Annotated in this window: 12 protein-coding genes; 11 read left to right on the top strand and 1 reads right to left on the bottom strand. The window is 48.0% G+C overall.

What is annotated here, in order from left to right; all coding sequences use genetic code 11:
• Window positions 1-21: 21 nt before the first annotated feature.
• From JXQ28_00115 to JXQ28_00100, 4 genes are all read left to right on the top strand, one after another.
• On the top strand, window positions 22-819 hold the full coding sequence (locus JXQ28_00115; GenBank protein MBN2276127.1) for a hypothetical protein: 798 nt from the start codon (window positions 22-24) through the stop codon (window positions 817-819).
• An 11-nt stretch (window positions 820-830) separates the two neighbouring features.
• Window positions 831-2,336, top strand: coding sequence for a hypothetical protein (locus tag JXQ28_00110; protein ID MBN2276126.1), 1,506 nt, complete (start codon window positions 831-833; stop codon window positions 2,334-2,336).
• Window positions 2,337-2,526: 190 nt separating this feature from the next.
• Window positions 2,527-6,264 (top strand): S8 family serine peptidase, encoded by a 3,738-nt coding sequence (locus JXQ28_00105; GenBank protein ID MBN2276125.1) that lies wholly within the window; start codon window positions 2,527-2,529, stop codon window positions 6,262-6,264.
• 364 nt (window positions 6,265-6,628) lie between these two features.
• Window positions 6,629-6,865: a hypothetical protein gene (locus JXQ28_00100; protein MBN2276124.1), complete on the top strand. Its 237-nt coding sequence runs from the start codon at window positions 6,629-6,631 to the stop codon at window positions 6,863-6,865.
• Between the two features lie 37 nt (window positions 6,866-6,902).
• Here JXQ28_00100 and JXQ28_00095 read toward each other — a convergent pair whose 3' ends face one another.
• Entirely contained in the window at window positions 6,903-8,387 is a 1,485-nt protein-coding gene (locus JXQ28_00095) for a T9SS type A sorting domain-containing protein (protein MBN2276123.1), read from the bottom strand.
• Window positions 8,388-8,805: 418 nt separating this feature from the next.
• Here JXQ28_00095 and JXQ28_00090 point away from each other — a divergent pair, with 418 nt between their 5' ends.
• The 7 genes from JXQ28_00090 (at window position 8,806) to JXQ28_00060 (ending at window position 15,778) form a co-directional block, all read left to right on the top strand.
• Entirely contained in the window at window positions 8,806-9,336 is a 531-nt protein-coding gene (locus tag JXQ28_00090) for a hypothetical protein (GenBank protein ID MBN2276122.1), read from the top strand.
• Window positions 9,337-9,501: 165 nt separating this feature from the next.
• Window positions 9,502-9,975 carry a hypothetical protein gene (locus JXQ28_00085; protein ID MBN2276121.1) on the top strand — a complete coding sequence of 158 codons (474 nt, stop codon included), beginning with the start codon at window positions 9,502-9,504 and terminating at the stop codon, window positions 9,973-9,975.
• Between the two features lie 334 nt (window positions 9,976-10,309).
• Window positions 10,310-10,870, top strand: a complete 561-nt coding sequence (locus JXQ28_00080; GenBank protein ID MBN2276120.1) for a hypothetical protein — start codon at window positions 10,310-10,312, stop codon at window positions 10,868-10,870.
• Window positions 10,871-10,888: 18 nt separating this feature from the next.
• A complete protein-coding gene (locus tag JXQ28_00075; protein ID MBN2276119.1) occupies window positions 10,889-11,446 on the top strand; it encodes a hypothetical protein in 558 nt (185 codons plus the stop codon).
• A 108-nt stretch (window positions 11,447-11,554) separates the two neighbouring features.
• Window positions 11,555-12,427, top strand: a complete 873-nt coding sequence (locus JXQ28_00070; GenBank protein MBN2276118.1) for a molecular chaperone — start codon at window positions 11,555-11,557, stop codon at window positions 12,425-12,427.
• 43 nt (window positions 12,428-12,470) lie between these two features.
• Window positions 12,471-15,044 carry a hypothetical protein gene (locus JXQ28_00065; GenBank protein MBN2276117.1) on the top strand — a complete coding sequence of 858 codons (2,574 nt, stop codon included), beginning with the start codon at window positions 12,471-12,473 and terminating at the stop codon, window positions 15,042-15,044.
• Window positions 15,045-15,235: 191 nt separating this feature from the next.
• Window positions 15,236-15,778, top strand: a complete 543-nt coding sequence (locus JXQ28_00060; protein ID MBN2276116.1) for a polyisoprenoid-binding protein — start codon at window positions 15,236-15,238, stop codon at window positions 15,776-15,778.
• The last annotated feature ends 11 nt before the right edge of the window (window positions 15,779-15,789 follow it).

Genomic DNA, 15,789 nt, shown 5'->3' with positions numbered 1-15,789 from the left:
TTACTTATAGCCGGTATTATTATGCTCGCAGGGTGTGGAAAGGCTCCTCGTCCGGGCGGAGAAGTAATTCGGCCGGATTGCTATCCGGAAAATCTGACAATAAAACCGGAAAGCGGCAAAATGACCTTGATGTGGGACCCCAATTGTGATGACAGTATTATGATTTCAGGCTATAACATTTACCTGCGGCCAAAATCGATTTTCGAGCGCTATGGTTCGGCCGGTCTCCCCCGATCCATTAAACCTTATAATGAAAACCCCTATCCGGGTGATACCGATCCCGACAATGAATTCGAGACCATGATTATTGAGGATGCGAACAATGGCGAGGAGTATTTTGTCTCCGTCAGAACGGTCTTTCCCGATGGCTCGGTTTCGAAATCATCGAATGAAGTGGCTGTTATTCCCCGACCCGAAGGGGAATTCTCCCTGGCTTTTCGCTACAGCGACACCACCGATGGTTTTTCCTTCAAGCTGGGCAATTATGTCCGGGCCGATGGGGAATTGAACGACCTGTATTTTTTCAGTAAGGACGGCGTCGATTATATCGCCTCGCCGCATCGCCTCAACGGTTTTCTGCGACAGACTGAATTTTATTCCCTGGGAAAGACAAAAGATATTTATCAGTACAACCATTTGGAATTGGATATCCCGGCCGTTGAAAAAATGCCGATTATGCTCGGCGAATCATATCTGGCCCGGACCGCCGACGGCAATTATGTCATGCTTCGGATAGAGGATATTAGGGGACAGGATCGGGAACGGATCCTGAGGATAAAATATATTTATCAGACAATTAAAGATCTGATGCGCTTTTAGAAGACAACCAGGTGGCGGGACAGACAGAAAACTCCAACCGATCCGCGCATGTTTTCATGGCGATTATCGCCCTGGCTTTGATAGCCAGAGTCATAACAGCCCTGATTTCGGACAATTTCAACCACCCCGATGAGAATTTTCAGATTCTCGAACAGGCTCATCGGATTGTTTTCGGATATGGTTTTATTCCCTGGGAGTTCCGCTATTCGGCGCGTTCATGGCTGGTTCCCGGTTTCATGACAGCCCTTCTTTATCCGTTCAAATGGTTCCGGCTCGATAATCCATCATTCTATATCCCGGCCATCAAAGTCATCCTCTCATTGATTTCAATCGGCGCGGTTTGGGCCGCCTATCGTATTGGTGAAAGATGGTACTCGGTTAAGGCCGGTCTGTGGGCGGCTTTTTTCTGCGCTCTGTGGTATGAAATCATTTATTTTTCCATCCGGCCGCTCAGTGATGTCTGGGCGGCAAATATCTTTATGGTTTCTCTGGCCCTGGCTTTATCCGAAAACCATAATCGAAATATCATCCTATCCGGAATAATGGCGGTTCTGGCGGCCGCCATTCGTATCAACTACATCCCCGTTGTCCTGGCGATGATAGTATTTTTTTCGATTGAGTACTCATCTGGAAAACGCCGATTATACTTGTTTTCTATCGCGGTCGGAATCGTCCTGGTGGCGATATTCGATATACTTACTCTCGGATGCCCTTTTATATCATATCATAATATATATATCATCGACAAATCGTTTTTTATGGCTGGAGCCTTCGGTTCGACTCTCAGTTTTGACTGTCTTTTTTTCCTGGGGTATGCATCGTTTTACTTCCACTGGCTGATTCCCGTGGCGGGTCTGCTGATCGTGAAAAAAAACTGGAGAATTTTGATCTTAATCGGCTTGATACTGATTTCTCATCTGCTTATCCCGGCTAAAAAACATGAGTTCGACTATCGTTACATTTATCTGATAATTCCCCTGATAATGATTCTCGGCGGCATGATTTTGGCGGAATTAAATCAAAAATTCGGATTGAAGGGAAAATCCCGAATGCTTCAGATCGGGATATTTCTGGTGATTTCAATCCTGGGAGCAATGGCCCTTCTTCCTGGTCAGTATAAAGTCTACAGCCAGAGAATTTTTAAAGTCTATAATCGCACGATTTTCTATTCCGATCCCAGGCTGGAAGCCTATAAATTCCTGAACCATGAAAAAAATATGGCGGGGGTTTATGATGCTTCGGATCTGTGGTTTCGAAGCGGCGGATATTATTACCTGCACCGTGACGTTCCGCTTTACTATGGAATCAATCCGCCGGATTCACCCGATTATGTCAGCCATATCGTCACCGGCAATAATGTCCCGGCTTTGTCGGGTTTCACCCTGCTTCATAGTATCGACAATATAAATATCTTTGCCCGTAGCGATACCACGTTCGAGTGTCGGGTGGATTCCGGTTTTACCCGGAATATTTATCAGCCGGGGATCGACGATCGCTACGATCCTGATGATTTTTAATCTTATCGTATCTCATGAAAAGACCATCCGATCCGCCTAAAAGAATCCTTGCGAAAATCATCTTTTTTCGTAATTTTAAATAAGACAATAACTTTGATACTGACCGGATTGCCATAAATTGCAATTATAAAATGATTAATAAAATATCCGTAGATTTGGAAGTAGCTCAGAAAGGAACACGGGAAAATATATGAGACAGATAATATTTTATTCATTATTGGCGGCTATCCTTTTTCTACCTGCGGCGGATGCCCTGGGCATTTATTATGACGGATTGGTGACGAATGATTCCTATCAGCCTACTCGGTTGATTGTCAAATTCGATAACAGCCGAGTGCCGCTTATGATTTCGCCTGAAAAAGGTCTGGCCAAAACCGGTCAATCGGATATTGATCGGCTCAATAATAAGTATGAGGTCCGGAATTTAAAATCCCTGCTTTCCAAAACAGCCTCGATTAAAGCCGGTAATAGATTTCGCAATGTCTATATATTCGAAACAGCCCCGGGCATCGATATCGAGGCTTTTAAAAATGAATTTAAAACCATACCGGGGATTATTTATGCCGAACCGGATTATACGGTAGAATTTTATGATACTCCCGATGATCCTCTGTACCAGTTTCAATGGAATCTCGAAAATAATGGCCAGGAACATTATCATGTTCTGAGTAACTGGGGAACATCAAATGATGAGTTAATATTAACCGCCGGAATTCCGGGAGCCGATATCGGAGCCGGTCAGGTCTATGGAACAATTCCTGATCAGACCACCGTGGTGGTGGCCATAATCGATACCGGAGTAGACATGGTCCATCCCGACCTGGCCGCCAACATCTGGGTAAATCCCGGGGAAATCCCCGATAACGGTCTTGATGATGACCATAATGGTTATATCGATGATATGCATGGCTGGGACTTTGCCTCGAGTATCGATGCCCTCGATCTGGGCGATAATGATCCGACCGATACCGAGGGGCACGGCACGCATTGCGCCGGGATTGTCGCCGCGGTAACCGATAACGCCGTCGGGATCGCCGGAATTGCGACCAATTGCAGGATTATGGCTCTGAAGTTTGATCCCCTGCCATTGGTGACCCGGATCGCCCGGGCCATCATTTATGCCGCCGATAACGGCGCCAAAGTGGTCAATATGAGTTTCGGTCTCAATTTCCGAAGCGACCTGATCGAAGAAGCTATCAACTATGCCCACGATAAAGGTGTCATCCTGTGCGCCGCATCCGGAAACGATGGCGCCTTCTCTTATAATTTCCCCGCCGCTTATGCCGCCACGATCGCCATCGGGGCGTCCAACGATTCTGATCAGGTCACCTCGTTTTCGACATATGGTGATCATCTGAGCGTGGTTGCACCGGGGTACATGATTCTTTCCCTGCGGGCCGGCAATACCGATATGTATGGTTCGGAGTGGCCATACGAACGTAAAGTCCATATTATCGATACTATTTACTATCTGGCCTCGGGAACCAGCATGTCCTGTCCCCATGGGGTTGGAGCCGCGGCCGTCCTGCAGGCGGCCTCCCCCGGCCTTACCCCCGAAAAAACAAGGCAGATTCTCGAGCAATCGGCGGTCGATATTGTCGATCCCTATGGAGTAGGATGGAATTATCCGGGATTCGACAATTACTGCGGATACGGGCGGTTGAACCTGGACGGAGCATTATCACTCATTCCGGAAGTCAGGGCGATGATAGAATCTCCCCGACCGAACGAAATCGTTTCCGGAATGGTTGATATTATTGGCCTTGCCGACGGTAACGATTTTACGGAATACAGTCTTGATTACGGCCCCGGCGCCGACCCGGAAAGCTGGTATAATATTATCAATTCCAATACCCCCGTAACCGATGAAAACCTGGCTGTCTGGAACACCTCTCAAGACGGACTCAACGGCCGTTATACTCTTCGCCTTTCATGCGGCGATGATAATGTTTATTATACCTCTGTCTATATTGCCAATGATACCGTGGTCGAAATTACGTCACCGATCGACGGCGAGACCATCTCCGATTTTATTCAGGTTTTGGGAAGAGCCTACTCACCGGAATTCGGATATTCAATTCTGGAGTACAAACCGGCCTCGGCCGACAGCGGTTGGGAGGAAATCGCCAGTGTATCGTGGCCGCTATATGATGAAGCAATCGAAGGGTGGTTTCTCGAAGAAATTCCCGAGAGTCCTTATGATTTACGTTTGTCGCTTTATTCTTTCGACAGCCTCCTTAAAGCCGATACGATTTCGGTTTATATCCAATCCATGTTTGGCACCGACCAGGCCTGGAAAGCACCCGTCAATGGCTATCCGGCCATTATAACCACCTATTGTGACCACGACAACGATGGGGTGAATGAAATACTCCTGGGAACATCGGCCGGGATGATGGCTTTCAATCCCGATGGCACGGCCAAAACCGACGGGTTGCCCTTTTTCCCGCGCAATAATTACATGATCCCGCCTGCCATTGGGGAAATCAATGGTGATGGGATCGATGATATTGTCGCGGTGGGGTATGATCCTCCCAAAGTATATATTTTCCCATCGGGCGGCGAGCGAATTGAAAACTATCTGGGAATTACCCCTCCGGTCGGGAATTACTACCGCACCGAAAGCGAATTCCCCAAAGTATTCCTGAAAGATATCGATAGTGATGGTCTCGATGAAATCTTTGTCTATATTTATGACGGGGATTTATCGAAAACATTTATTTTCCGCCCGGATGGTTCCCTGTTGTATGTCTTTAATTATTTTTATGATATCCTCTCGGTTGATCTGGACAACGATGGACTCGATGAATTTTACGCCTGTAATCTCTCCTATTGCCTGCTTCGTCAAATTGATGCCGTCACGGGTCAAACCATTGACAGTCTTTTGATCCAGATGAACGGAAGCGATTTTAATATCGCCGGTTTTTCGGCTTATGATATTGACAACGATGATGTCCAGGAACTGATTATGTATGGCTATTATCTCGATTATAACTACTGGATATATGCCTTTGATGGCGGGCTCAATCTGCTTCCCGGTTGGCCTCATGAAATGGGAGTCGATACCTATGTCGTGCCGAGCGTGCCGATTTTCGGCGATATTGACGATGACGGCGAGGCTGAGTATTTCTCGACCTTTTTCGATATCAGCACAAGCTATGTTCTGGCCTGGAATCTCGACGGCTCCTCGTATATTCCCAACAGCCACAACGGCCTGTTCGCCACCACTCCGGAACCGAGTGTTATGAATATGCTCCTTCTGGGAGATATAAACGGCGATTCCCGCATCGATGTGGTGGCCTGCGCCAATAACGATATGTTTGACACCTATAACGCCCAAAGGATTTATGCCTGGGATGCCGACGGAGCTCAAATCCCCGGATTTCCACTGATCACCGTCCGCGATGTCTATACCAGTGACCGGTTCACGCCATCGCTGGGCGATATCAACCGCGATGGTCATGTCGATCTGGTTATCACCACACCCGATAGCAATCAGATTTTCGTCAATTATCCTGGGGCTGAATATGACGAATGCTCCTTCCCGGTCCCATTCTGGCGTGTCAACCGGCGAATGAATAATATCGGGCGGCTCCCTTCACTCTGTCACTCGACCGCTGTCGAGGATCATGAAGCCGATATCTTGCCTGAGACTTGCCGACTCTCGCAGAATGTACCCAATCCGTTTAATCCGATAACCACGATTGAATACTCACTTCCACAACGATCGCCGGTTTCAATTGAAGTTTATAATATTATTGGCCGGAAAGTGGCCACCCTGGTTGATGATACAAAAGGCCCGGGGAATTATCGTGTTACCTGGGATGGTACGGCAGACGACGGCACCAAGGCGGGATCGGGGATATATCTTTATCGCCTTAAAACTGGAAAGCATAGCGAAACCAGAAAAATGATTTTACTCAAATAGCCGAATCATCACATATTATTCCCGAAAACAATCACTGACAGGAGCCGTCGCAATGACGGCTCTTTTCGCATGAATCATATCGCAGTAATTGTATCAGGGTATCGTTTTTTCGTAAAAAACTACGAACGAATCCGGCTGAAAGACCATTGCCAATTATAATTATCTTGCCGGACAACGACTTACACTGCCGATTTGATCGACCAGGCGTATTGGCACAATGTTTGTATCATAATTCTTCATAAATATATCTGGCAATAGGTTTCATGGTGCCGGACATAATTAATCGGGCCCGCCATACTGTCTGCCTCAAATCGGTGAGCCGACAGCCTGATTAAACAGACCGGATCATGAGAAGGGAGCCAAAATGCTCAGGATCGCTATCGTCATTTTTTGCATCATGGTGCTGTATTTGATAATGTGCGCCAGTCCCTGTCTGACGATGATGGCTATGGCATTTGCATCCGAATCGGGGTCAGCGGCGGATGCCCCGGTTGAATCTATCGCAATAATAAAGAAATGCTGCCCATCTCTGGCCGAACTGCCGTTAATGCTGGGGCGACCCGCACCCTGTATTAAGAATTACTCGCTTTTTGGACATTAATTCCGCCCGATATGATGGCGGTGTCGGAATTTTTGGATTATTTGATTATCAGCATCTTTCTGGTTTCGGTATATTCGCCTGCCGACAGACGATAAAAATAGATTCCCGAAGCCACTTCATAACCATCCTGGTCGGTTCCATTCCATTGGATAATATGGACTCCGGCTCTCTGCCGGTCAAGGCGATACTCCCTAACTACCTGGCCGAGAAGATTGAAAATGGTCAGTGAGATATCGGCATGGCGCGGTAAGGCATACTCGATCGAGGTCGTGGAGTTGAAGGGATTGGGATAATTCTGGACCAGTTTATATCCGGATGGCAAATTCCCCGGATCATCGTCAAGCACCGGCGTAGTCTCACCTCCGACTTTGACGATAAATACATCGGTCCCCCCTGCCGAATATGAGTAGCTTTCCCCGATAACCAGGTAATCGTTGAGTTGATCCTGAAAAACCATACGCCCATAATCTGAATTGGAGCCTCCGACAGTCTCAGTCCAGATAGTATCACCCGCCGGATCAGTCCTGACCAGATAAATATCGATTTTCCCGGCGCCGTATGAATCGGTCGTTCCGGTTAACAGGTAGGTGCCGTCCAGAGCCCGGCAAAGATGATAGAGTCTGTCATCACCGGTTCCGCCGTACGTTTTTTCCCATAAAACTACTCCGTTCGCATCGGTTTTAATCAGATAACCATCGGTATACCCGGAACCCGACGATGAGGTGGCGCCGATAATAAGATACCCCTGGTCACCGGCAATCTCGACCGAATAGGCCAGATCGGCCCCACTGCCACCATAAGTAGTGGCCCAGAGGGAGTCTCCCGAGGCGTTTGCCCGAACCGCATAAACACTGCTGTAACCGGTCCCGAACGATCCCGTGGCTCCGACCGCGATATAACCCCCATCGATTGTCTGGCGAACGGCATATCCGGTCTCGCCGCCGGTCCCGCCGAATGTCTCCGACCAGACCAGATTTCCCAGCGAGTCGGTTTTCACCAGATAAATGTCGGAATAACCGGCTCCCCAGGAATTACTGGTTCCACATATTATATAACCGTGGTCCCCCGTCCGCCGGACCGATCGCCCCTCATCATCCTCACTTCCCCCGTAGGTTTTCGACCAAACGATAGAACCCAGCGAATCGGTACAAACAAGATAGACATCTTTTTTACCGCTTCCAAAAGATCGGGTGGAACCGACCAAAACATAGCCGTCGTTGCCGGATGAAACGACATCATAACCGTAATCAGTATCGATCCCCCCGATGGTCCGCGTCCAGAGGGTATCACCGGCCGCGGATATTTTCAGCAGATACAGATCGAATCCACCCGCCCCATATGAATAGGTGTTTCCAAGGATTAAATAGCCGCCTTCGCCTGTCTCCAGTCCGGCATACCCGTTTTCATTATAGACACCGCCGTGGTGATGTTGCCAGACAAGATCCTGCGCATGGCCCGTCGAAACGACCAGGCAAATTAAGGCCATAAAGATGTAATTGCTCCATGCACTTCGAGATATCATCTCACTCACTCCATAAAATCGAAAGTTGCTGTTAAAAATTTGAACAGCGGCTTCCGGTATTGGTATCGGATATTCCCCATACCACTTTAGCCATCGGATAAATTATTTTTACCGGTGATGACGGCCTATTATCTGACCGGTAAGCCGTTAGCGGGGTGAAAAATTGAAAAAGGCCATCCAAACCCGTTAGCGATTTCATTAGAAACCAGTTGGATTCTTCCAAGAAATTGTCCCGTAACGATTTAATAGCTGAGACTATGGGGCAAATCCCACAACCGACCGGTGTCAAAAGGCCTGTCCGCAAACCAATAAACCAATAATCGCTTATCTACCAACAACATGCGCCACCGCAAGAAATTCGGCATCACGATTGCAAAAGGGATTGTCAGGAAAAAAAATATTTATCGGGGGAGATAAAATGTCTGCCAGAAAACTGCTTTTAACGGTCTTTACAATAACCTTGATCCTGAACCTTTCAGCCGATCTTCAGGCCCAGGAATCGGGGACTATCCAGGCCACCGCCACCGTCATTGCGGGTATTTTAATTACCGGTGAACACGATCTCATCTTCGGAACCGTTTTACTCGGAATAGATAAAACGGTCGATAAGGCCGATGTCGGCTTCGCCGGCGAATGGCTGATCCGAGGTGATAACAGTGCCGAAATCACTCTGGATTTTGCCCTGCCGGATAGGTTAATGCACGAAGATTCGGTGGCCACCATGATTATCGATTTTAACAATACTGACGCCTCGTATGATGATGGCTCCGGAGGCGGACAGACCAGTCCGGTCGATGATATCAATCCCAATGGGCCGGTAACGCTCGATCTGGGAGTCACCGGAGAGATGACGGTTTGGATCGGAGGCACGGTTCGCCCGACTATTTCTCAAACCGGCGGTGATTATGCTTCCGATGTCACCCTGACGGTGGCATACACGGGCAATTAAAATCCCTCCCTTGATTTATTATTATATTCCGTTTCGTCCTATAACCCCGGGTTCCCCGGGGTTTCTTTTTACATCGATTCAGGTTACGGTCTCAGTCCGTCGAGCCCATCCAATTTCAATATTGACTCGCCGTGAAATATTCGATAGCTTTTACTGAGGTCGATTATGCGAAAAACAATTATCATACCCGTACTTTTTATTATCATGGCTATGTTCGTTATCCCCGTCTCGGGGCAGACTATCACAATCAATAATTATCTTGTCTTCGGCGATGTCTTTCCGGGAATACCCAAACAAATAACCAAATATACTCCCGGAGCCGCCGCGGAATTTCTGGTCACCGGAACAGCCGGTTCCGAGATTTCCATAGATTTCACATTACCGACTTACATGAATTACAGCGGCTGGAATATGCAGCTTATCTTTCGCAGTGATGATTGCTCCATGGACTCCAGCGCCACTCCGGATCAAACCAGCCCTGGTCATGACGATCTCAATCCCTGGCATACCATCACCTACCGCCTCGGTTCCAATGGCCTTGTTATCTGGCTGGGAGGGCAGGTTGTCCCCAAACTTCGTCAGCAAAAAGGAAGTTACACGGCGGCAATTGTCCTGACCGTAGCCTATACCGGTAATTGAGCCTGTCTTTTGCTTTAGGCGTATTTTCTTAACGAAATTTTTCCTGTCAGCAGAAATCCTGCCACCCCCGGCCACCACACCGGATTCCGCAGAATAAAATTAATTTCTCTCCCGTAATAACATAATCTGTTGTATACCAATAGAATAAAACACTAAATAAGTCGAGGCTGGGGATTATTGGGTCATTCCCATAGCCAGCCAAAATTTATGGCATTTTGCATTATTTTTTTGTCTCAAACCGTTAAGAAACGTCGCCGGATGTCGATTATTCCCATATGAAACAATAGTAGCGGACTGAGACAACAAAATGTTTAGCTCATAAAAGGAGAAGGCTATGCATCTCAATTCAAGGATGAAACAGTTATCAGGGCTTATTGCACTAATCGCGCTGTTTGCGATTTTCGGCCCCGTCACAGCCAATGCTCAAGATGTGGCCGTCGGTCAGGCCACCGCTAATGTTCTGGCCGTTCTGGCCGTTTCGGCAACCCATGACCTTGCCTTTGGCGATGTTCTTCAGGGTGTCCCGGCAATCGCGGATAAAACCGTCATTGCCAATGCCGGCGTTTTCCAGATAACCGGTGAAGGTACCAAGGAAATCTCGATGTACCTCCAGTTGCCGGATTACCTCTGGAACTCGACCAATACCGATCGTCTGGTGATCGCCTTCAGCAACACCGATGCTGATCTCGACACTACCGCGGCCGGTACCCCGGCGGCCCATGGCGGCGGTGCCGTTGTTGACCAGGACCCGCATAATCTGCCGGATACGCCCCTGGGCGGAGCCGACAATATTCTGCAGATTTTCATGGGTGGCACCGTTTACCCGACTGTCGATCAGCGGGCCGACGCTTATGCCGCCGATATCGTCCTGACAGTGGCTTACACCGGCAACTAATATCAAGGGAGTGATTTGATGCGCTACGTAAGACACATACGAATAGCGTCAGGAGTAATACTCACATTATTGATGGTTCTTGTCTTTATCGGATCATCACTGGCGCAGGATGTCGCCACCGGAAATGCCACGGCCAACGTTCTGGCGGTTCTGGTTGTAACCGCCACTCATGATCTGGCCTTTGGAGATGTTCTTCAGGGGGTTCCGAAAACTGCGGATAAAACCGTTATTGCCGAGGCCGGCGTTTTCCAGATTACCGGTGCCGGAGGCAAAGAAATCTCGATGCATCTCCAGCTGCCGGATTACCTCTGGAATTCGACCAATACCGATCGTCTGGTGATCGCTTTCAGCAGTACCGACGCTGATCTCGATACCACCGCGGCCGGGACTCCGGCGGCTCACGGTCTGGGCGCCATTGTCGATCAGGATCCGCACAACCTGTCCGACAATAATCTGGGCGCCACCGATAATATCCTTCAGATCTTTATGGGTGGCACGGTTTATCCGACTGTCGATCAGCGGGCCGATGCCTACGAGGCTGATATTATTTTAACGGTGGCTTATACCGGTAACTGACGAAAGAATGAAATTGACTTTTTGGAGATTTAAGGCCTCCTTGTTGGGAGGAAAATAGTAACGGGCTCCATGAATGGGAGCTCTGGAATCGCATAGGATGAGGTTAACATGGATCGCAAGAAATTTCTCCCCCGTTTTGCCGGTTTCCCGGGATGGCGGGGGATTGCTTTTTTTATTGTATTCTTTCCTGTCCTGGTCACGACCATCTCGGCCGGAGTCCTGGTAGCCCCGACATCAGTGATTCTCTCGGATACCAAGAAAACCGGGAGACTAACCATCCAGAACCCCACCGATAAACCAAAGGAAATATCTATCGATTTCAGTTTCGGCCTGCCGGAATCGGACAGTCTGGGTAATGTTAAGGTGCGAATTGATGATGAAGCCGTAAGTGGCCCGCGCTCGGCGGCCGAATGGATTAAAGCCTATCCCCGGAAATTCATCCTTCAACCCGATTCGACCCAGGTGGTCAGATTCCTGGCCAAACCGCCGGCGGATCTGGCCGACGGCGAATACTGGGCCCGGATTATGGTTAAATCCCAGGAAGGACAAACTTCAATCCCCGTTGCCGGTCAGGACGACCGGATCACCACTAAACTGAACATGATTATGCAAACCGCCGTCAATCTGAAATATCGGACCGGTAATCTCATATCCAAACTGGAAGTGGTTAGAACCGAAGCCAGAGATCTGGATTCAACCATCGAAATTTACCTAGATATGGTCAATCGGGGTAATGTTTCTTACGTCGGCTTACTCAATTGCAAACTTATCGACAACCGGGGACGATTGGTTTCCGATCTCACCATTGACCTGGCCGTGTACCATAGTCTCCTGCGTCGACTTAATCTTCCGGTCAAACCGGGGAATTTCGAAAGACCGTTCAAAGTCGAGGTTGCCATCGGGACCGAAGGCCGGTCCGATATCCCGTCCGATGAATTGATTATGGGCAACAGTATCGCCTTAACCGAACCGGTCCATTGAGGACCAAAAGATAGGAATATGATATAACTAGCCGGGTACGAAAATGATAGGGGCGCGCTCAGGAAAACCGATATCCCTTGGAATAACTGCCGGTCTGCTGGCCTGCCTGATAATGGGCGGCGTGGCTGGCTCGATCCGGGCGGCGGAATTCGAGGAAATTATTGTCAAGTTTGAAGTTCCCAAACTTATCAATAAGGATATTGTCGCGCAGTTTGATGGCGCCAATATTTATATTCCGGTTATCGAAATTTTTGGCCTCCTGGAAATCAATCTGGATGCCAATTTCGAGAAGGGACGAATTGAGGGTGAATTTCTAAGATCAGATAATAAACTTGAAATCAATATATCCGACCGGAAAATCCGCTGTTTCGGTAAAATGACCGACCTGGAAAATAGCGATTTTTATCTTGGGGACCGTGAAATCTTCCTTAAAATCGATCTGTTTCAGAAAATTTTCAATTTGATGATGTATTTCAATTTTTCGGAATTGAAAGTATATCTGCCTCTCGACCGTGAATTCCCTGCCTATCTGAGAATGAAACGCCGGGCGGCCCATGACAAACTCAAAGAAGAGCGGCTCCTGTCGCGTGACATTTATGAAATCCCCTATAAGCGGGAAACGCTTAAGGGCGGTGTGGCCGACTGGTCATTGACTGTCAGTCCCATCAAAAACGCCGGGCAGTATTTCAGCCTTGGATTGGGCGGCATGGTTTTCGGCGGCGATATCGAGGTGAATGGATCGGTCAACAGCATCAGTGGTTTCGACCCCGGCCAGTTGCTCTACCGCTGGCACTATTTTATCGACAATAGCCGCTACTTCACTCAGCTGGAACTGGGCGAAATCAACTCAAGCGGCTCGTTGAACCGCAACCTTAAGGGTGTTCTGCTGACCAACCGTCCCCAGATTCAGAGGAAGTATTTCCAGACAATCAATGTTTCAGGTAATGCCGGCGAGGGCTGGGAAGTCGAATTGTATGTTAACAATCGCCTGACCGACTATGCCTATACCGATCAGAAAGGTGATTATCATTTCCTGACTGATGTTTATTACGGATCATCACGGGTCTTGCTAAAAATGTACGGCCCGGATGGCGAGGTGCGGACCGAGGAGCAGTATATCCGGGTTCCCTTCAATCTTATCCCCAAGGGAAGTCTCGAATATGAAGTGGCGGGCGGATCCATGACGACCAGGAACGGGGATAAAAATTATGCCCAGGCCAACACTTATTACGGCCTCTTCACCTCCCTGACAATGGGGGTAAACGCCGATGTGCCGCTTAATCCCGAAGAGGGCGAAGAGATGATTATGGCGGGAGATTTGACTTATCAGCTCCTGGGGAATTTGCTTTTAAACGGCTCTTTTTCACCCGACAACAAAACCGAGTACAGCCTTAATTACAGCAATCCGGAACTGGTTAATATCAATTTCGGATATATTGACTATTCGGAAAACGATTTCTGGAATGCTCTTAACCAGAAAAACAACATATCCCTGTCGATATCGTCCCCGTTGAAGGTCAGAAAAAGCTACCTGGGTCTCCGTTATCGGCTTTCCATTGACAATTACGACACCTATAAAATCACTAATATGAATTACGGGCTGAAATTGCCGCTTTACAAAATGCACCTTAATTATCTCGGCAACTACAAGATTTCGAAGTATATGACCCGGTCGGAAAAAGATCTGAACAGCCAGTTGTTTTTTTCGACGGCCTTTGTCAAATGGCTGCGCCCCCAGTTTAAAATCGATTACAGCCATACCGCGAATCAAATCACCAAATACGGTATCTATTTCCAGAAGCGGGTTTTCAAAACCGGCCAGCTGGCCCTCAGCTATGAGCACAACGCCCTGACCGGAAACGGTATGGTCATGATAAGTTTCAATATCTTTAACGGCTTCGCCAATCTGACCTCCCGGGCCAATATCACCCCGACCCAGACCATCGTTACCCAATCACAGCGAGGCTCAGTGCGTTTTGATCAGGAAACTGGCTCGTTCCGCTTCGATCGGCGCAACGGCGTCGGTCAGGGAACGGCCGTAGTCTGGCCGTTTCTCGATGAAAACTATAACGGCCTTCACGATATCGGCGAACCCTTCCTGACAGAATTGAAAGCCAGTATCGGCGGAGCCCGGGCGGTTCGCGGCGGCAAGGAAAATATATATTACTATGATGGTCTGAAACCTTACGATGATTATGTCGTGAAAATCGACCAGTACAGCCTGGACAATCCCATGCTTCGCCCGGCCCATGAAAATTTCCGGGTAACCATAAATCCCAACACCGTCACCAGCATCAATGTCCCTATCGTCACGGCCGGTGAAATTACCGGTAAGGTGGAAAGAGTCGTGCAGGGGGAGACTGTCGGGGTCGGTGGTATCCGTATAATGGTAATCAATGAAGTCACCGGAAAAGAAGATAATATCACGACCTTCAATGATGGTGAATATTTTCACCTCGGTCTGGTTCCCGGCATGTACAAGGCATTCATCGATCCCGATCAATTGACCAAATATGGCTATGTCTCCGATCCGCCGTCGCTGTCCTTCCAGATAAAAACCATCGAAGGTGGCGATTCGGTGGATAATCTGAATTTTATTATTCGTCCTGAAAACTGATTTCAAACTATCATTCAGAAATTCACGCCATCACCAATATCAACTCTGCGGGAACAATTTCTCCTGCCCATGGTTTAACAGGAAAATGAAATTCCGGGCATTATTTATTCAGCAAAAAATTATTGGGAAAAGACAGGAGATTTAAAATGATTCTTAAAAGTATGATTGCCATTGGACTGGCGTTATTGGCCATGTCCTATCCCGCCTTCGCCGCCGATGAATACATTTTCGACAAAGCCCATTCGCATATCGGCTTTAAGGTTAGCCACATGGTGTTAAGCAAGGTTTCTGGCAACTTTAATGGGTTTGACGGAACTATCAAGTTCGACGAAAACGATATAGCCAAATCATCGGTCAACGTTAAAATCGATGCGGCCTCTATCAACACCGATAATACCGACCGGGATAAACATCTCAGAAGCGCTGACTTCTTTAATGTTGAGAAATACCCGGAAATAACTTTTTCCGCCACCCGGGTGGAGAAAACCGCCGATGGCCTTATTTTACATGGTAATCTAGCTATGACGGGAGTAATCAAAGAAGTTTCTATCCCGTTTTCATTTAATGGAAAGCTCAAAGATCCTTGGGGTAATGAGCGAATCGGATTCGAGGGACAAACAAAAATCAATCGCAAAGATTTTAATATCACCTGGAATAAGGTTCTTGATAATGGCGGCCTGACAGTGGGTGATGATGTTATCATTGATTTACAGGTGGAAGCAGTAAAAAAATAGATTGCCGATAT

This window comes from Candidatus Zixiibacteriota bacterium (genome assembly GCA_016933955.1).
Classification (GTDB): domain Bacteria; phylum Zixibacteria; class MSB-5A5; order GN15; family PGXB01; genus JAFGTT01.
Note: the sequence above shows the minus strand (reverse complement) of the source record. Positions and strands in the feature narration are given on the sequence as shown.